Below are 16,358 nucleotides of genomic sequence, written 5' to 3' on the forward strand. Positions count from 1 at the left end.
GTTACCGGTTATCCGTCTTGAAGCGTGCGAGGCGTGCCTCGATCGCCTGTTCGCGGTGCAACCGGTCGAGTTCGTCCAATTCGGAACTATTTCTATGCTCGGCTGATGGCACGCCGGTCAGCCGCGAGACCGCCGCGGCGGCGCGGGCGGCACCTGCGCCGGGCGTCGGTCTGTTGTGGCCGACTGCTGCCTCTTCGGGATGCTTGGCGATGCTGCGCTTGAAATCGGCAAGGCGGGCGTCGGCCTCGCGGCGGGTGGCGAGCACGGCCTGCAGGGCTTTCTGGCCTTCGTCCAACTGCTCCCGGGCATCGGCCAGCGCCTTGTCGAGCGCTGCGATCTGGGATTCGAGATCGATCTGACGGGCGACGCCGGCTTTTGCGAGATCATCCCGTCCAGAGGAGACGGCAAGGCGGATCTTCGCGTCGAGCGCGTCCATGTCTTCGACGATTTCGTCCTTGCGGCTCTGGATGCGGTATTCCTCGGCGCGCGCCTTGCCGAGGTCGGTGCGGGCTTCCTCGGCGGCCGCATCGATTTCGCGGATCGCCTGTTCGATGACGGCGATCTTGTTGACGCCTTCCGCTTTGTCGATCGCTGCATTGGCGATGCCCGCGATCAGGCGACCCATGCGTGAAAGAATGCCTTCATTCGTCATGTTTTCCTCCATCCGAGCGGAATTCGGCGTGACGCCGATGTTAATCTCGTAGCGATCTTGGTCCGCTACAAGGTATGCGGGAAAAATACTCTCCCATCCCTTGGAATAACCCGCGACATCGAAAGGCACGGCAACACGTCCGTGCACCGTAGCGATCGTGAGATCCGAGGGCCCCTTGATGGCGAAGAGCTTGTCGTCGAGCGGCAGTTGCAGTGGGTCGGGGATGGCGCCCCGATTGGCGGCGAAATCACGAAGGCCGAGTGTGACCAGCCGCGCCGGCAGGCCCGTCTGCTCGCGGACGGTTTCGTAAGCAAGATCATGCAGCACGACGAGATTGGCGCCGGCCTTGTCGTCGATGAGTTCGGTCAGGATGTCGGTCATCCTGCGATAGGCGGCAATGGTGTCATCAAGCGCCTGCCGGGCCTGATCGTCAGGCGCAAGCATGTAGCGCAATAGCGACGGATGCGATGTCTTGCCCGTGGGTGCCATGGATAAAACATAAAGCACCGCTTTTGTGCTTTCAAGAGGAGGCGCAAAAAATACAACCTTTGTTTAACGTATCGTTAGACGGCGGGAGGCGTCGGGCGATGCGCTTAGTCAGCAAGTTGCAAGAAGCAGCGTTTGAGACATTCCGGTGCTGATGGAAGATCCGGCAGCAGATCGGCTCCGCTCCCTATCGGCCGGCCGTGTGCGCCTCGCGGATACCGGCGCTGATACGGTTGATGATGGTCCATATGAGAAGGAGAGCCACCACCGCCCAAAGCCACGAAGTCCATGCTGCAAACGCACCACCCATCGCGACAAAGATGCCGAGCGCGCCAAAAAGCACTGCGCGGTCGCTCTTGCCCAGCGGCCCGTCGTAACGCCGGCTTGCCCCGACCGTTTGACCTAAAACACCGGCAAATTCCGTCAGCACCGAAAGGAAGATGACGGCCACTGCCGGCACCAAGCCGTTCGGATCGATGAGCGCAAATGGCAAATACAGGGCGACATCCGACACGACATCACCGATCTCGTTCAGATAGGCGCCTAAAATGCTCTTCTGCCCATGTTCGCGCGCAAGCATGCCGTCAATGGCGTTGAGGCCCATGCGCAGGAGAAACCACACAGGCACCAGCAGGAACCAATGCGGAAGCGGAGCAACGCTCAGAAAGAAGCCGAGTGCAACCGAGACGGCGGCGGCAACTGAAGTCACCTGATTGGCGGTGACGCCTCGCGCAGCAAGGGAGCGCACCAGCGGGCGAAGAATATTCTGAAACCGGGACTTCAATTGATAAACAGACATGCGGCCTCAATGGAATTTCGTGGCATCGGATAAAGCTATTCCGGCTCCGGCGGTGCAGATCGTACTTGTGGGGAAGTCCATACTTCATAGCGGTTATCGCATAGGACTTACATTTGCGACTAGACTTTTGCAATGAATGCAAATCACTGTTCCGCTAATGGTTGCAACTCATCCATCGATCAGAATTGGAGAAGACCGTGCTGCAAACTGCCGATAGTGGGCTAACGTCATCGACGGCCAGACCAATGCATGAATCCGAATTTGTCTCGCATGATGGCACACGGCTCTTTTATCGGATGTGGCCTGCGACGGGTGCTGCACCGAAGGGCGTAATTATCCTTCTCCATCGCGGCCACGAGCATAGCGGCCGCGTCGCCCATCTCGCCACCGAGCTCGGCCTCGATGATTTTGCCTTCTACGCCTGGGACGCGCGCGGCCACGGGCGTTCACCGGGGGAGCGCGGCTATTCGCCATCCTTTGCCGCCTCGGCTCATGATCTCGATTGCTTCGTCCGCCATGTCAGCGAGACAAGCGGTACTGCCGTCGACGACATTGCTGTCATTGCGCAGAGCGTCGGCGCGGTTCTCGCCACCACCTGGGTGCACGATTATGCGCCGCCGATCCGTGCGCTTGTGCTGGCCTCGCCGGCCTTCAGCGTCAAGCTCTACGTGCCTTTTGCCAAAGAGGGCATTGCGCTCTGGGAAAGGCTCAAGGGGACATTCTTCGTCAATTCCTATGTCAAGGCGAGGTTTCTGACACATGATCCCGAGCGCATCGCCTCGTACGAATCCGACCCTTTGATCACCCGGCCGATTGCCTCCAACATCCTGTTGCAGCTCTATGAGGCGGCAGCCCGCGTCGTCGGCGACGCCCGCGCCATCACCGTTCCGACCCAACTGCTGATCTCCGGCAGCGACTGGGTGGTGCGACACGCGCCGCAGCACCGATTTTACGAAAACCTCGGCAGCCGGATCAAGGAGCGGCATGTGCTTGCCGGCTTCTACCATGACACACTTGGCGAAAAGGACCGCGCGATTGCCTTGGCCGAGATCCGCCGTTTTATCGATGCGCGTTTCGCCGAGCCCCGCGCGCCTGCCGACCTTCGCACCGCCCATATCCAGGGCTATACAAAGGATGAGGCGGACCGGCTCGGGAGCCCACTGGACGCCGCATCCCCACGCGGTATCTACTGGGCACTCAGCCGCCTCAACATCAGGCTCGGGGCACTGGTGTCCGAAGGCATAAAGACCGGGGTCAAGACCGGTTTTGATTCCGGCTCGACGCTCGATTACGTTTACGAGAACAAGCCGCGGGGGCTCGGTCCCGGCGGACGGTTGATCGACAGGGTGTTCCTCGAGGCGATCGGCTGGCGCGGCATCAGGCAGCGCAAGCTGCACTTGCAGGAGCTGATCGACCGCGCGCTGCAGCGCCTGAAAGCAGCCGGCCGCAGTACCCATATGCTCGATATAGCCGCCGGGCACGGCCGTTATGTCCTTGATGCGATCGAGGCGGCCGCCGTGCGTCCCGACAGTGCGCGGTTGCAGGATTATTCCCCCATAAACGTCGATGCCGGCCGCAACAGCATCGCCGCGCGGGGACTGGGTGATTTCGTGAGCTTCCGCCAGCAGGATGCCTTTGACGGCGAGGGGCTGGCTTCAATCACGCCGGCTCCGGATCTCGCAATCGTCTCCGGCCTGTATGAATTGTTTTCCGACAATGCGATGATCGCCGCTTCGCTCGATGGGATTGCCCGCGCGATGCAGCCCGGCGGGCTGCTTATCTACACCAACCAGCCATGGCATCCGCAACTGGAGATGATCGCCCGTGCTCTGACCTCCCACCGCGGCGGCCAGGCGTGGGTGATGCGGCGGCGGACGCAAGAAGAAATGGACCAGCTGATCGCGGCAGCCGGTTTCCGCAAGATCGAACAGCGCATCGACCAGTGGGGCATTTTCACCGTCTCGCTGGCGGAGAGAGTGTGAGGGCAAAGCCGTTGGGGCAGGCACGTTCAACTCTTTCTGAGGCAGCGCCGGTCCTGAGGCGGGCAGCGCTCTGGCTCGTCTTCCTGGCGCCATTCTTCTATCTGACCTATGGCGGCGCCAATTGGGTGGCGTCGCAACGCGCTCATGTGCCGAACATCGCCTTCGCATGGGAAAGCGCCATTCCATTCCTGGCGTGGACGATCATTCCCTATTGGTCGATCAATCTGTTCTACGCACTCTGCCTGTTCATCAACACGACGCCGCGCGATGTGGATAGGCTCGCGAGGCGTTATCTGACGATCCAGCTAATAGCCGTTGCCTGCTTTGTCGCGTTTCCGCTCGAAGCAACCTTCGTGCGGCCGGCCACGAGCGGCCTGCCGGGTTTCATGTTCGCCGTCCTCGGTGGCTTCGATAAGCCGTTCAACCAGGCGCCGTCGCTGCATATCGCGCTGCTGGTGGTGATCTGGGACCATCTGCGCGGCCGGCTGCCGCGGAAGGGGCGGCTTCTCTGGCACTTCTGGTGCTTCCTGATCGGCGCCTCCGTGATGACGACGTGGCAGCATCAGGTCATGGACATACCGACCGGCATACTGCTCGGTCTGTTTGCCGCCTGGCTTTTCCCGCGCGATGCCGGTTCGCCTCTTGCGAATTTTGCTTTGAGCGGCGATCCGAAGTCGCGCCGTCTTGGCGTCTACTATCTGTGCGGTGCCCTCGCATTCCTCGGCCTTGCAGTGCTCTGCACGCCTCTATCGGCCGCAGCGCTTCTGTTGCTGTGGCCGGCCGTTGCGCTGGCGATCGTCGCAGTCGGATATTTCGGCGCCGGTCCGCAGATATTCCTGAAACGCAGCGATGGCCGGGCCGCGTTTGCCAGCCGCTGGCTACTGGCGCCCTACCGGCTCGGCGCTGTCATCAACGTTTGGCTCTGGACCCGAAAAATGCCGGCATCCGTGGCGATCGCCGATGGTGTCCATCTTGGTCGTTTTCCGCGTCGCCACGAGGCCAACCGTTTTGCCACGGTGATCGACATTACCGGCGAACTTCAGCGGCCGAGCGGGACGCTCGCGGGCTGGTCCAGCTTTCCAACCCTTGATCTGACCGGTCTCGACAAGATCCAGACCCGAGCTGCGGCGAACCTTATCGAGGTTGCGCGCCAGCGGGGACCGGTCCTCGTCTGCTGTGCGTTGGGCTTCCAGCGGAGCGCCGGCGTCATCGTGCGCTGGCTGCTCATCAGCCGACGTTGCGACAATCCAGCCGAAGCGCTGCGGCTGATCGAACGGGCGGGGTGGCGTATTTATCTGCCCGTGGAAAGTCTCCATGCCGTGGCGGAGGGCTTGCAATGACGCAGTGGAATAGCACGGCCTCGGCGGCCGCGCGAAATCTCGGCCGCAATGCGATCTTCTGCGGGCTGACAGCGTTGTTGCCACTGGTTGTCGGCCCGATCACCGCGGGATATCGAGGTTTCGCTCCAACGCTCGGCTGGCTCTTGATGCTCGTTTTCTGCGGGATTGTCCTTGCGCTAGCGATCCACCTCCTCTTCGATGCGCTGTTATTTCGCCTCGCGTCGAGCCACGAGACAGAGGCCGCCGGCCTTGCCGCCATTGACGACCTCTTGTCCCGGATGCAGCTTCGCAAGCCTGACGGGACGCCGCGTGGCCTCGAGAAGCGGATTGCCGGATCGCGCCGCATCGTCTGGCAGCAGCGTTTTGCGCTCGCCATCTATCTCGTGATTTTCGCGATCCTTCAGCTCAATGCGACCGATGGGCAGCCGCTCTGCTGAGCGGCTTCTCAAGGGGTCACTGCCGTCCAGCGATGATCGACGAGTTCACGTCGTTGATATCGCGCTTGCCGCAGAGCGCCATGGTAATGTCCATCTCCTTGCGGATGATGCCGAGCGCCAGCGTCACACCCTCCTTGCCCATGGCGCCGAGGCCATAAAGGAAGGGGCGGCCGATATAGGTGCCTTTGGCGCCGAGGGCCACGGCCTTCAAGACGTCCTGTCCGGAGCGGATGCCGCCGTCGAGATGGACTTCGATGCGGTCGCCGACGGCGTCGACGATCGCAGGCAGCATGCTGATCGAGGAAGGGGCGCCGTCAAGCTGGCGGCCGCCGTGATTGGAGACGACGATCGCATCGGCGCCGGTGTCGGCGGCTGCTTTCGCGTCCTCCGGATCGAGCACGCCCTTGATGATCAGCGGGCCGCCCCATTGCTCCTTGATCCAGGCGACATCGGCCCAGGAGAGCCGGGGGTCGAACTGCTCGTGCGTCCATGCGGCGAGCGAGGTGATATTGGTGACATTTTTCGCGTGGCCGATGATGTTGCCGAAGGTGCGGCGCTTGGTCTTCAGCATATCCAGGCACCAGAAGGGCCGGGTCGCCATCTGCCAGATGTGCTTCGGGGTGAACCTCGGCGGTGCCGACAGGCCGTTGCGCAGGTCCTTGTGGCGCTGGCCGAGGATCTGCAGATCGGCCGTCAGCACCAGCGCCGAGCATTTGGCGGCCTTGGCGCGGTTGATCAGCCCAAGGACGAAATCCTTGTCCCTCATCACGTAGAGCTGGAACCAGAAGGGACGCGTCGTCACCGAAGCGACATCCTCGATCGAGCAGATGCTCATCGTCGACAGTGTGAAGGGAACGCCGAACTCCTCGGCGGCGCGCGCCGCCAGCATCTCGCCATCGGCGTGCTGCATGCCGGTCAGGCCGGTCGGCGCCAGGGCCACCGGCATCGACACATTCTGGCCGATCATGGTCGTTTCCAGCGTGCGGTTGGTCATGTCGACCATCACCCGCTGGCGCAGCTTGATGCCGCTGAAATCACTCTCGTTTGCCGCGTAGGTCGACTCCGTCCAAGCGCCCGAATCCGCATAGTCGAAAAACATCTTCGGCACACGGCGCTGCGCGAGCTTCTTCAGATCGGCGATGGTGAGCGGAGTGGCCATGAATTGAACCTTCACATCTGAATGCGGCTATCCGGCGTAACATGGAATTCGCGGGGAGCGTTACGGGAAATTCGAAGATCCATGCCGGGCGCTAATGGCGGACGGTTGATCATTCCTCCCAGGCGATATCGCGGAGATCGCTCGCTCCGTCGATGATACGTATGATACGAACATCATCGCTTTCGCAGGAGTAAAGCACGAGCCATCTTTCGACCGCCAGCACCCGGGCATCCCACGCGATTTCCGGTCGCTTCGGACCCATTTGCGGGTGTCGTCCCAAAGAGGAAATGCGCTGTTCGATGCGGTCGATGATGGTATCCGCCATCGTCTGGCCGCTGCTGCCGGCGATCCACAGCCAAATGTCCAGCATGTCCGAGCGGGCTCGGCTCGAATAAGAAACTGCGGCCATCAATCAGGTTCTGGATGCGGCAAACCGCCGGCGCCCTTCGGCCTTCACGGTATCCATGTCCAGAGGGCCGAAATCTCCGCTTTGCATTCCATCGTGCCATGCATTGCGCAGACGTTCGACCTCGCGGGCTTTTGCGCTATCGCGCTCTTCAAGCAGCCGCAGAGCTTCGCTCACGACGTCGCTCGAAGAGCTGTAACCGCCGGAATCAATCTTTTTCTTGATGTAGCTCGCCAGTTCATCGGGCAACGAAACGGTCAGATCCATAGACTATCTCCTTGGAGAACTATGGGAAGATCGGCGGATTTTTGCAAGTTCGCTAAAGGTTCTTTTTCAAGGCGACACCCGCCACATAGGTTTCGGCGATTGCCCTGTCGTCGCCCATCGTCTGCAGCAGGAAGAGTTCTTCGGGCAGCGTCTTCACCGCTTCCATCTTCAGCGCCATGGCCGGGGTTGCCGCCGCGTCGAGGACGACGAGATCGGCCTCGGTGCCGGGTTCCAGTGTGCCGATCCGGTCGGCCAGCGACAAGGCCTCGGCGTTGCCGCGCGTCATCAGGTAATAACTTTCCAGCGGGTTCAGCCGTTCGCCGAGCAATTGCTGGATCTTGTAGGCCTCGTCCATCGTCCTCAGCATCGAATAGCTGGAGCCGCCGCCGATATCTGTGGCGACGCCGATGCGGACGGGCTTTTCGCGCCGCGCCAGCGCCTTCAGCGGAAACAGGCCGGAGCCGAGGAAGAGGTTCGAGGTCGGGCAATGGACGGCGACGGCGCCCGTCTCGCTCATCACATCGGCTTCGCGCTCGGACAGGTGAATGGCGTGGCCGAACAGGCTTTTCGGCCCCAGCAGGCCGTAACGGGCGTAGATGTCGGTATAGTCGGTCGCCTCGGGATAGAGTTCGCAGGTGAATTTGATTTCGTCGTGGTTTTCCGAAAGATGCGTCTGGATATGCAGGTCGGGAAATTCGCGGGCAAGCGCCGATGTCGCTTCCATCTGCGCCGGCGTCGAGGTGATGGCGAAGCGCGGGGTGATGGCGACGTGGTTGCGGCCCTTGCCGTGCCAATCCGCTATCACCTGGCGGGTCTCGTCATAGCCCATCTCCGGCGTGTCGAGCAGGCCCTGCGGGGCGTTGCGGTCCATCATCACCTTGCCGCCGACCATGCGCATGTTGCGCTTCATCGCCTCGGCGAAGAAGGCGTCGGCCGAGGTCTTGTGCACGGAGCAATAGGCGACCGCTGTCGTCGTGCCGTGGCGGATCAGTTCGTCGTAGAAATGCGTGGCGATCCTTTCAGCATGCGCGCTTTCGACGAAACGGCATTCCTCTGGAAAGGTATAGGTGTTCAGCCATTCGAGCAGATTGGCGGCATAGGAGGCGATCACCTGCATCTGCGGAAAATGCAAATGCATGTCGATGAAGCCAGGCATGATCAGATGCGGGCGATGGTCGATCTCGGCAGTGCCTTCGGCGGCTTTCGCCTTGACGTCGGCATAGGAGCCGACTGCTGCGATCAGCCCGTCCTCGATCAGCAGGCCGCCATCCTCCTCGTAGAGATAACTCTGGCTGTCGGTCAGACTCAGCGGCGCGCGATGAAAAGAAAGCAGGCGGCCGCGCAGGAGTGTCGTCGTCATTGTTTCTTGCCTTCGACTGCGCTTTCAAACCAGGCGACGAGCAGCTTGCGTTCGTCCGGCGTGATATCGGTGATGTTGCCGGGCGGCATGGCATGGCTGCGGCCCGCCTGTATATAGATCTCGCGGGCATGGGCGGCGATTTCCGCGTCGTTTTCGAGCATCACGCCCTTCGGCGGCCGCACGATGCCCTCATAGGCCGGTTCAGCCGCATGGCACATGGAACAGCGGGTCGAGATCAGCTGTTTGACGGCGGGGAAATGCGGATCGCCGGCAAATTGCTGGAAGGCGGGCGCGACGGCTGCCGCATCCGTTTCCCCGGTCAGCAGTTTCGGCACCGTCGAAAGCCACATGATCAGGATGAAGAGGACGAGGGTGACGATCCAGGTCCAGGTCGGCCGGCCTTTCCTGGCATGCGTGGTGTTGAACCAGTGACGGATGGTGACGCCCATCAGGAAGACGAGTGCCGCGATCACCCAGTTGAACGCCGTGCCGAAAGCCAGCGGATAATGGTTCGACAGCATGAAGAAGATGACGGGCAGCGTCAGGTAGTTATTGTGCAGCGAACGCTGCTTGGCGATCTGCCCGTATTTCGGATCGGGCGTGCGGCCGGCGATGAGATCGGCAACGACGATCTTCTGGTTCGGGATGATGATCATGAAGACGTTGGCCGACATGATCGTCGCGGTGAAGGCCCCGAGATGCAGGAAGGCGGCGCGGCCGGTGAAAAGCTGCGTATAACCCCAGGCCATGAAGACGAGCACGACATAGAGCACGGCCATCAACCCCCAGGTGTTCCGGCCGAGCGGGGATTTGCACAGCAGATCGTAGACGATCCAGCCGAAGGCCAATGACGCCAAGGAGATGAGGATCGCCACCGGCGGGCTGATATCGAGCACGTGCCGATCGATGAGGAAGAGGTCGGCGCCGCCGTAATAGACGATGCAGAGCATCAGGAACCCGGAAATCCAGGTGAAATAGCTCTCATATTTGAACCAGGTCAGGTGCTCCGGCATTTGCGCGGGCGCCACCAGATATTTCTGGATATGATAGAAGCCGCCGCCATGGACCTGCCATTCCTCGCCATAGGCGCCGGGCGGCAGATGCGGGCGTTTCACCAGTCCGAGATCGAGCGCGATGAAATAGAAGGACGATCCGATCCAGGCGATCGCGGTGACGACATGGAACCAGCGCGCCGCGAAAGCGAACCATTCCCATGCTATGGCATATTCATACATCGAGTTCCCCTATCATCCTCCGACTCGTGACATTGCGGAAATTTTGACGGGGAGGGAAGAGGAGATTGAAAGATGGCGCCCGCAAAGCGGCCGGTGCGGCCAAAGGAGCAATGGAATGATCACCGCGCTCTACAGCGATCAGCTCATCGCCGAAAACGCGCCGATGGACCGGCGGCTTGCCGCGCTCATTCTGTCGCGCGGCAACCGCATCGGCTATATCGCCTCGGCTCCGGAGCCGCAGCGGGCGTTCTTCGACGAGAAACGGCAGTACTATGCGCAATACGGGCTTTCTCTCGATCTATTCGTCGATCTCGACGCGCTTGCCGGCGACGAGGAGATCGGCCGGCTGTTTTCCTGCAGCGCCATTCATCTCACAGGCGGCCACACCGGCGATTTTCTGAGACGGCTGCGCCAAAGCGGCATGCTGGAAAAACTGCGCGCATGGGCGCTTGATGACGGCATAGTCGTCGGCACCAGCGCCGGGGCGATTTTGATGACGCCGACGATCGCCGCCGACGCGCTCTTTGAGGGCGGTTCGCCGGATGCGGTACGGGATGGCGCGGCTCTCGATCTCATGCCCTTCGAGTTCTTTCCGCATCTGAACGACGATCCCGGCTATCTCCCCGCGCTGCTGCGCTACAGCAAGACCACGGCAAATCCCATTCTCGCGTGCCGGGACGGTGAGGGTCTCATCCTCGGCAATGGGCTCGTCGAAATCTTCGGCGCTCCGCTGATGATTGCCGGCGGTTTTGTCGAAGCAGCGGATCGCGGCCGCATCGCCGATCTGCTGTCCCGTGCCTAAAAGCTGCCGAGAATGCTGTGCATTATCTCCGCCTTATACTCGATCTGCTAATATAGTGGATCTTGAACGATGACGACTCGATTGCAGTTATGTTTAAGGCCGCCGGAATAATTAAGAAAAGTTAGATCATCGGCGGCGCATTCATCAACGGAGAAGATGCCCATGCGCAGCATTCTGACGTGTGTGATGATTGCGTATGCGTCGCTGGCGACGGCTCACGACGCACCGTCGGGGTGGAGTTATGACCCCTATTGTTGCAACGGCGACAGTCATAATGGCGACTGCCAGATGATCCCTTCGAAGAGCGTGGCGGTGACGCCGGGCGGATATCGTGTCACGCTGCTGCCGGGCGACCACCGGCTGGTCACGCATGCCCACGTCTTCCTGCTGCCGATGACGAAGGCGATGCAATCCGGCGACAATGACTATCATCTCTGTCTATTCCCGAACGAGGACACGCCGCGCTGCTTCTATGCGCCGGAGATGGGATACTGAGGCCACGGCGATGCCTGGCTCTAAAGCGCGTCGCAGCAAACTTGATTCATGCGACGCGCTTTAGCTTTTTGTTTTGATGCATGTCGTTGCGGCAAAAGCGCTTCGCGCTTTGCCTGGGAAACCGCTGCACACTTCCGGGCGACATGCATTAATTCCCGGCTGCCTTCATCTCGTCGAGGATCCAGTTGCGGAAAGCTTTGATCTTCGGCACGTTGCGACGGTTTTCAGGATAGACGAGCCAATAGGCCTTGCCGTCGCTGCGGGTCAATTCGAAAGGTTGATACAGCCGGCCGAGGGCGATCTCGGCCGCGTAGAAGGCCGGATGGAGGATGGCAACGCCATGGCCGGCTATCGCCGCATCGGCTTCGACCGCCTGGGAGCCGAGCTGGTTGCGCGGGCGGCGATCGAGATCGGTGTCGGTAACGCCGGCTGCCTCGAACCATTGTTTCCACCAGATGTCGCCGGCGTCGAAGAGATCGAACTTCAGAAGATCGCGCGGCTCCTTGATGCCGCCGGCTGATTCCGCCAGCTTCGGGCTGAGCATCGGGGTAAACTCCAGCCCCATCAACCGGTGCAGGGTCAGACCCGGCCAGTTGCCGTCGCCCCAGCGGATACCGACATCGATCTGTTCACGGGTAAAATCGATGATGTCGGAACTCGCCTGAAAGCGCACCGCAATCGCCGGATGCTTCAAGTGGAAGGAACCGAGGCGCGGCGCCAGCCATTTCGAGGCGAACGTATGGGTCGAACTGATGGCGAGCGTGCCCTCGACGCTGTCACGCGCCGTCGCCATCGCGTCGTGCAGCATGGCGAAGGCTTCAGTCACCTTCGGCGCCAGCCGCTCGCCGGTCTCGGTCAAGGCGATCTGACGGGGACGGCGCAGGAAGAGCGGCTCGCCGACATTCTCCTCCAGCAGCTTGATCTGGTAGCTGACGGCCGTCTGCGTCATGCCGAGTTCATCACCCGCCTTGGTGAAACTTCCGAGCCGGGCCGCGGCTTCGAAGACGCGCAGCGCATTCAGCGGGAATTGTTTCGACAGTTTCATGGATAAGTTCTCTTGATGCAGGCAGACGGTCGTTCGATTGGAATTGCAGCATTTTCGGCGGCAAACTGCAACTCATACCATCAATCTATCGAGGTGATGTCATGGATTGCTCCACGATCGAAGGGAACCGGCCGCAACAGAGCATCGGTGCTTTCCGGCGTCTTGCCGGCTGGCTGGCGGGCAGCGCCAACCGTTTCTGCCGTCTGCCCCGGCTTGACCTTTCCGTCATGCCTGACCGCGTCAAGCGCGATCTCGGTTTCCTCGACGGGCGGGACCCTTACTACGAAGACGAGCGCATGCGGTAGGCTGAAAGCGCCGTCAGGATTTCGGCGGCGCTCAAGGCGGCGATCACTTCGGGGCGCTTGTCCCTGACCGCCGAGCCGCCGATCGGCAGCGTCAGCCGCTCCATCCAGCCGTGCTCTCCGCCGCCTTCGCGGGAAAGCCAGCTTGCGAAGGTGGCGCGTTTGGTCGCCGAGCCGATCATGCCGGTATAGGCAAGGTCGTTCCTTGCCAGCGCCTCGCGGGCGATGAGAAAGTCCAGCGCGTGGTCGTGGGTCAGGATGACGACTGCGCCGCCGGGAGCAATATCCTTCACGAGAGCTTCCGGCATCGGCACGAGCCGGGTCTTCATCTCCGCCGGCAGATTGGTCAGTTCCTCCTGCCTGGTTTCGACGACCGTCACCGACAGCGGCAGCGGCGCCAGTGCCGCCGCCAACGCCCGCCCGACATGGCCGGCGCCGAAGAGAAGCACCTCGGGCAGACGCTCAATCTCGCCGGCAAGCGTGGCTTCGACTTCGTCTCTCACCGCCTCTGTCAGGCGGCGAAACCGCAGCTGCGTGCGCCCACCGCAGCACTGGCCGATCTCGGGGCCGAGCGGAATATCCATGGTGGGCGTGCCCCCCGTTTCCGCCAGCATCTCCCGGGCATTCCGGATGGCCATGAACTCGAACTGCCCGCCGCCGATCGTGCCCCACAGCGCGGTTTGCGAGACCAGCATGAAGGCGCCGGCTTCACGCGGGGTGGAGCCTTGCGTGCCGGTGATGTCGATGAGGATGCTGTCGGGGTGGGTGGTGAGGAAGGTTTGGAGGTCGGTCATGGGGAGATGGCCGATGGGCGCGTGCGTGGGATACCCCCCTCTGTCCCGCCGGACATCTCCCCCACAAGGGGGGAGATTGGATGGGGTTGACGGCTTCGCCAAACAACTAAAGCGCTGCTACTCCAACGCAGATGGGGAGCGATCATCCAGCCTTTTACCGATCTCCCCCCTTGTGGGGGAGATGTCCGGCAGGACAGAGGGGGGTAACATTGACTCCGCCAGTCCTGCTCATGCAACAAACCAGCCGGACCCATCCTACACCCGCTTCATCCGCTCCACCGCCATCAGCACCCGTTCCGGCGTGGCCGGGGCGTCGAGCCTGGGGCAGACTTTGTAATCCGCCACGCTGGCCACCGCCATCGACAGTGCTTCCAGCACCGAGATCGCCAGCATGAAGGGTGGCTCGCCGACGGCCTTGGAGCGGCCGATGGTGGCTTCCGTGTTTTCCGACCATTCGGCGAGGCGCACGTTGAAGATCTTCGGGCGGTCGGAGGCGAGCGGGATTTTGTAGGTGGATGGTGCGTGGGTGCGCAGCCGCCCCTTGTCATCCCACCAGAGCTCTTCCGTCGTCAGCCAGCCCATGCCTTGGACGAAGGCGCCCTCGACCTGGCCGAGGTCGATTGCCGGGTTGAGCGAGCGGCCGACATCGTGGAGGATGTCGGTGCGGTCGACCAGATATTCACCGGTCAGCGTATCGATCGAAACCTCTGTGCAGCCGGCGCCATAGGCGAAATAATAGAAGGGCGTGCCGCGGCCGGCCTTGCGGTCCCAGTGGATCTTCGGCGTCTTGTAGAAGCCGGCGGCGGACAGCTGGACGCGGGCGAAATAAGCCTGCTTGATGAAATCGGGGAAGGAGATCTCGCTCTCGCCGACCCGCACGCGGTTCGGCAGGAAGACGACCTCGGAGGGCGCCACATCCCATTTTTTGGCGGCAAAGGCTATTAGCCGTTCCTTGATCTGGCGGGCGGCGTCATAGGCTGCCATGCCGTTCAGATCCGAGCCGGAGGAGGCGGCGGTGGCCGAGGTGTTCGGCACCTTGGCCGTCGTCGTCGCGGTGATCTTCACCCTAGAGATATCGACCTGAAAACTGTCGGCCAGCACCTGCGCCACCTTGGTATAAAGGCCCTGGCCCATTTCGGTGCCGCCATGGTTCAGATGGATCGAGCCGTCCTGATAGATGTGGACGAGGGCTCCGGCCTGGTTGAAGGCTGTCATGGTGAAGGAGATGCCGAATTTCACCGGCGTCAGGGCGATGCCTTTTCTGACATAACGGCTGTCGCGGTTGAAGCCGATGATGGCGTTGCGGCGCGCCCGGTATTCGGCGGTTTCCTCCAGCTCCTCGACGATACGGGCGATGATATTGTCCTCGACCTCCTGATGATAGGGCGTCAGCGTGCGCCCGGAGCCCGGCTGGCCGTAGAAATTCAGCTTTCGGATATCGAGCGGGTCCTTGCCGAGGGCATAGGCGATCTCCTCGATGACACGTTCGGCGCCGAGCATGCCCTGCGGCCCACCGAAGCCGCGGAAGGCGGTGTTGGAGACGGTGTGCGTCTTCAGCGGTTTCGACTGCAGATGCACATGCGGATAGAAATAGCTGGAATCGGCATGGAAAAGCGCGCGGTCGGTCACCGGTCCGGAGAGATCCGAGGAGAAGCCGCAGCGCGCCGCGTAAGTCGCATCGAGCGCGTGGATGCGGCCTTCGGCATCGAAGCCCACCTCGTAGTCGACCAGGAAATCATGGCGCTTGCCGGTGGCGCTCATATCCTCGTCGCGGTCCGGGCGGAATTTAATGGCGCGGCCGAGCTTCTTGGCGGCGATCGCCGCAAGGGCTGCGAACTGGTTGCCTTGCGTTTCCTTGCCGCCGAAGCCGCCGCCCATGCGGCGCACGTTGACGGTGACGGCGTTGGAGGGGATATCGAGCACGTGGCCGACAATGTGCTGGATCTCGCTCGGATGCTGCGTCGAGGACCAGACGGTGACCTCGTCGTCCTCGCCGGGGATCGCCATGGCGATATGGCCTTCGAGATAGAAATGCTCCTGCCCGCCGATGCGCATCTGGCCCTTCAGACGCATGGCGGCATTCGGCATTTCCGTTTCCGGCTCGCCGCGCTGCAGCGTCATCGGGGTGATGACCAGCGGGCCTCCATTGGCGAGCGCGCCGTCGATATCGTGCCAGTGCGGCAGGTCGCGATAATCGATCTTCGCCAGCCGCGCCCCGCGCCGCGCCGCGTCGCGCGTTTCGGCGATGACGGCAAAGATCGGCTGACCGTGGAACTGAACCAAAGTTTCGGCGAGCAGCGGCTCATCATGGCTGCCGTTGGAACTGGTGTCGTTGACGCCGGGCACATCCTTGCCGGTGAAGACCCAGACGACGCCGGGATAGGCGGCGACCTCGGAAAGATCGATGCTGATGATCTCGGCATGCGCCCGGTCGGAGAGGCCGAGCGCGCCGTGCAGCAGGCCGGCAGGTTCGGGAATATCGTCGATATAATCGGCGCTTCCGGTGACATGTTTATGCGCTGAGTCATGGCGGAGCGAACCGTGCACGGCGCCGGAGATGACGACCTTGGGGTTTTCGAAGGTGGACTTGTCCATTAGCTGAGCCCTCCGCGAAGGGAGTTAGGGAATGCGGCTACTCCGCACTCCCTCATTCCTGTGCTTGTCACAGGAATCCAGCCACCGCGCGTCGGCGCGGTGAATGACGCTCTGCGGCCGTTAAAAGGGTCTTCCGCGCCCAAGGACTTGGGCGCACTGGATTCCTGTGACGAGCACAGGAATGAGGGAGAGGAGGAGACCG

General features: G+C 61.8%; 16 protein-coding genes. 6 read left to right on the forward strand and 10 right to left on the reverse strand.

Features of this window, described 5'->3' with window-relative positions:
* Position 1: 1 nt before the first annotated feature.
* Both FHX14_RS30590 and FHX14_RS30595 read right to left on the reverse strand, forming a co-directional pair.
* Positions 2–1,141, reverse strand: a complete 1,140-nt coding sequence (locus FHX14_RS30590) for a PspA/IM30 family protein (RefSeq protein ID WP_184380774.1) — start codon at positions 1,139–1,141, stop codon at positions 2–4.
* Positions 1,142–1,325: 184 nt separating this feature from the next.
* Entirely contained in the window at positions 1,326–1,937 is a 612-nt protein-coding gene (locus FHX14_RS30595) for a CDP-alcohol phosphatidyltransferase family protein (protein ID WP_184380776.1), read from the reverse strand.
* Between the two features lie 197 nt (positions 1,938–2,134).
* Between FHX14_RS30595 and FHX14_RS30600 the strand changes: the two genes are divergently transcribed.
* The 3 genes from FHX14_RS30600 to FHX14_RS30610 are packed head-to-tail and all read left to right on the forward strand — an operon-like array spanning position 2,135 to position 5,696.
* Positions 2,135–3,919: a bifunctional alpha/beta hydrolase/class I SAM-dependent methyltransferase gene (locus FHX14_RS30600; RefSeq protein ID WP_184380778.1), complete on the forward strand. Its 1,785-nt coding sequence runs from the start codon at positions 2,135–2,137 to the stop codon at positions 3,917–3,919.
* A gap of 11 nt (positions 3,920–3,930) precedes the next feature.
* A complete protein-coding gene (locus FHX14_RS30605) occupies positions 3,931–5,259 on the forward strand; it encodes a phosphatase PAP2/dual specificity phosphatase family protein (RefSeq protein ID WP_184380833.1) in 1,329 nt (442 codons plus the stop codon).
* Positions 5,256–5,696 carry a hypothetical protein gene (locus tag FHX14_RS30610; protein WP_184380780.1) on the forward strand — a complete coding sequence of 147 codons (441 nt, stop codon included), beginning with the start codon at positions 5,256–5,258 and terminating at the stop codon, positions 5,694–5,696. Before FHX14_RS30605 ends, FHX14_RS30610 begins: the two co-directional genes overlap by 4 nt.
* 16 nt (positions 5,697–5,712) lie before the next feature.
* On the opposite strand, the gene FHX14_RS30615 is transcribed toward FHX14_RS30610, so the two are convergent.
* The 5 genes from FHX14_RS30615 to puuD form a co-directional block, all read right to left on the reverse strand.
* Complete coding sequence (locus FHX14_RS30615) at positions 5,713–6,855, reverse strand: alpha-hydroxy acid oxidase (protein WP_184380782.1); 1,143 nt, start codon at positions 6,853–6,855, stop codon at positions 5,713–5,715.
* A 109-nt stretch (positions 6,856–6,964) separates the two neighbouring features.
* Positions 6,965–7,264: a type II toxin-antitoxin system RelE/ParE family toxin gene (locus FHX14_RS30620; protein WP_184380835.1), complete on the reverse strand. Its 300-nt coding sequence runs from the start codon at positions 7,262–7,264 to the stop codon at positions 6,965–6,967.
* 3 nt (positions 7,265–7,267) lie between these two features.
* Entirely contained in the window at positions 7,268–7,528 is a 261-nt protein-coding gene (locus FHX14_RS30625) for a type II toxin-antitoxin system ParD family antitoxin (RefSeq protein WP_183695682.1), read from the reverse strand.
* 52 nt (positions 7,529–7,580) lie between these two features.
* Positions 7,581–8,888 (reverse strand): guanine deaminase, encoded by a 1,308-nt coding sequence (guaD, locus tag FHX14_RS30630; RefSeq protein WP_184380785.1) that lies wholly within the window; start codon positions 8,886–8,888, stop codon positions 7,581–7,583.
* Complete coding sequence (puuD, locus tag FHX14_RS30635) at positions 8,885–10,123, reverse strand: urate hydroxylase PuuD (RefSeq protein WP_184380787.1); 1,239 nt, start codon at positions 10,121–10,123, stop codon at positions 8,885–8,887. Before puuD ends, guaD begins: the two co-directional genes overlap by 4 nt.
* A 115-nt stretch (positions 10,124–10,238) precedes the next feature.
* Between puuD and FHX14_RS30640 the strand changes: the two genes are divergently transcribed.
* Together FHX14_RS30640 and FHX14_RS30645 are read left to right on the forward strand one after the other, a co-directional pair.
* Complete coding sequence (locus FHX14_RS30640; protein WP_184380789.1) at positions 10,239–10,925, forward strand: Type 1 glutamine amidotransferase-like domain-containing protein; 687 nt, start codon at positions 10,239–10,241, stop codon at positions 10,923–10,925.
* A gap of 162 nt (positions 10,926–11,087) precedes the next feature.
* Positions 11,088–11,420 carry a hypothetical protein gene (locus tag FHX14_RS30645; protein ID WP_003565666.1) on the forward strand — a complete coding sequence of 111 codons (333 nt, stop codon included), beginning with the start codon at positions 11,088–11,090 and terminating at the stop codon, positions 11,418–11,420.
* Positions 11,421–11,568: 148 nt separating this feature from the next.
* Here the strand turns inward: FHX14_RS30645 and gcvA are convergent, their stop codons facing one another.
* Positions 11,569–12,465 carry a transcriptional regulator GcvA gene (gene gcvA, locus FHX14_RS30650; protein WP_184380791.1) on the reverse strand — a complete coding sequence of 299 codons (897 nt, stop codon included), beginning with the start codon at positions 12,463–12,465 and terminating at the stop codon, positions 11,569–11,571.
* Between the two features lie 101 nt (positions 12,466–12,566).
* On the opposite strand from gcvA, the gene FHX14_RS30655 reads away from it, so the two are divergent.
* Positions 12,567–12,770 (forward strand): hypothetical protein, encoded by a 204-nt coding sequence (locus tag FHX14_RS30655; RefSeq protein WP_184380793.1) that lies wholly within the window; start codon positions 12,567–12,569, stop codon positions 12,768–12,770.
* Here the strand turns inward: FHX14_RS30655 and xdhC are convergent.
* Both xdhC and xdhB read right to left on the reverse strand, forming a co-directional pair.
* Complete coding sequence (gene xdhC, locus FHX14_RS30660; protein WP_184380795.1) at positions 12,746–13,561, reverse strand: xanthine dehydrogenase accessory protein XdhC; 816 nt, start codon at positions 13,559–13,561, stop codon at positions 12,746–12,748. The genes FHX14_RS30655 and xdhC overlap by 25 nt on opposite strands.
* Before the next feature lie 255 nt (positions 13,562–13,816).
* Positions 13,817–16,156, reverse strand: a complete 2,340-nt coding sequence (gene xdhB, locus FHX14_RS30665) for a xanthine dehydrogenase molybdopterin binding subunit (RefSeq protein WP_184380797.1) — start codon at positions 16,154–16,156, stop codon at positions 13,817–13,819.
* Positions 16,157–16,358: the final 202 nt, after the last annotated feature.

This window comes from Rhizobium sp. BK619 (assembly GCF_014195245.1).
Classification (GTDB): domain Bacteria; phylum Pseudomonadota; class Alphaproteobacteria; order Rhizobiales; family Rhizobiaceae; genus Rhizobium; species Rhizobium acidisoli.

Excerpts from the sequence above, each read along its gene's own strand:
- FHX14_RS30590 (WP_184380774.1), bottom strand. The coding sequence starts at position 1,141 with ATGGCACCCACGGGCAAGACATCGCATCCGTCGCTATTGCGCTACATG.
- FHX14_RS30595 (WP_184380776.1), bottom strand. The coding sequence starts at position 1,937 with ATGTCTGTTTATCAATTGAAGTCCCGGTTTCAGAATATTCTTCGCCCG.
- FHX14_RS30610 (WP_184380780.1), top strand. The coding sequence starts at position 5,256 with ATGACGCAGTGGAATAGCACGGCCTCGGCGGCCGCGCGAAATCTCGGC.
- FHX14_RS30615 (WP_184380782.1), bottom strand. The coding sequence starts at position 6,855 with ATGGCCACTCCGCTCACCATCGCCGATCTGAAGAAGCTCGCGCAGCGC.
- FHX14_RS30620 (WP_184380835.1), bottom strand. The coding sequence starts at position 7,264 with ATGGCCGCAGTTTCTTATTCGAGCCGAGCCCGCTCGGACATGCTGGAC.
- FHX14_RS30625 (WP_183695682.1), bottom strand. The coding sequence starts at position 7,528 with ATGGATCTGACCGTTTCGTTGCCCGATGAACTGGCGAGCTACATCAAG.
- guaD (WP_184380785.1), bottom strand. The coding sequence starts at position 8,888 with ATGACGACGACACTCCTGCGCGGCCGCCTGCTTTCTTTTCATCGCGCG.
- puuD (WP_184380787.1), bottom strand. The coding sequence starts at position 10,123 with ATGTATGAATATGCCATAGCATGGGAATGGTTCGCTTTCGCGGCGCGC.
- FHX14_RS30640 (WP_184380789.1), top strand. The coding sequence starts at position 10,239 with ATGATCACCGCGCTCTACAGCGATCAGCTCATCGCCGAAAACGCGCCG.
- FHX14_RS30645 (WP_003565666.1), top strand. The coding sequence starts at position 11,088 with ATGCGCAGCATTCTGACGTGTGTGATGATTGCGTATGCGTCGCTGGCG.
- gcvA (WP_184380791.1), bottom strand. The coding sequence starts at position 12,465 with ATGAAACTGTCGAAACAATTCCCGCTGAATGCGCTGCGCGTCTTCGAA.
- FHX14_RS30655 (WP_184380793.1), top strand. The coding sequence starts at position 12,567 with ATGGATTGCTCCACGATCGAAGGGAACCGGCCGCAACAGAGCATCGGT.
- xdhC (WP_184380795.1), bottom strand. The coding sequence starts at position 13,561 with ATGACCGACCTCCAAACCTTCCTCACCACCCACCCCGACAGCATCCTC.
- xdhB (WP_184380797.1), bottom strand. The coding sequence starts at position 16,156 with ATGGACAAGTCCACCTTCGAAAACCCCAAGGTCGTCATCTCCGGCGCC.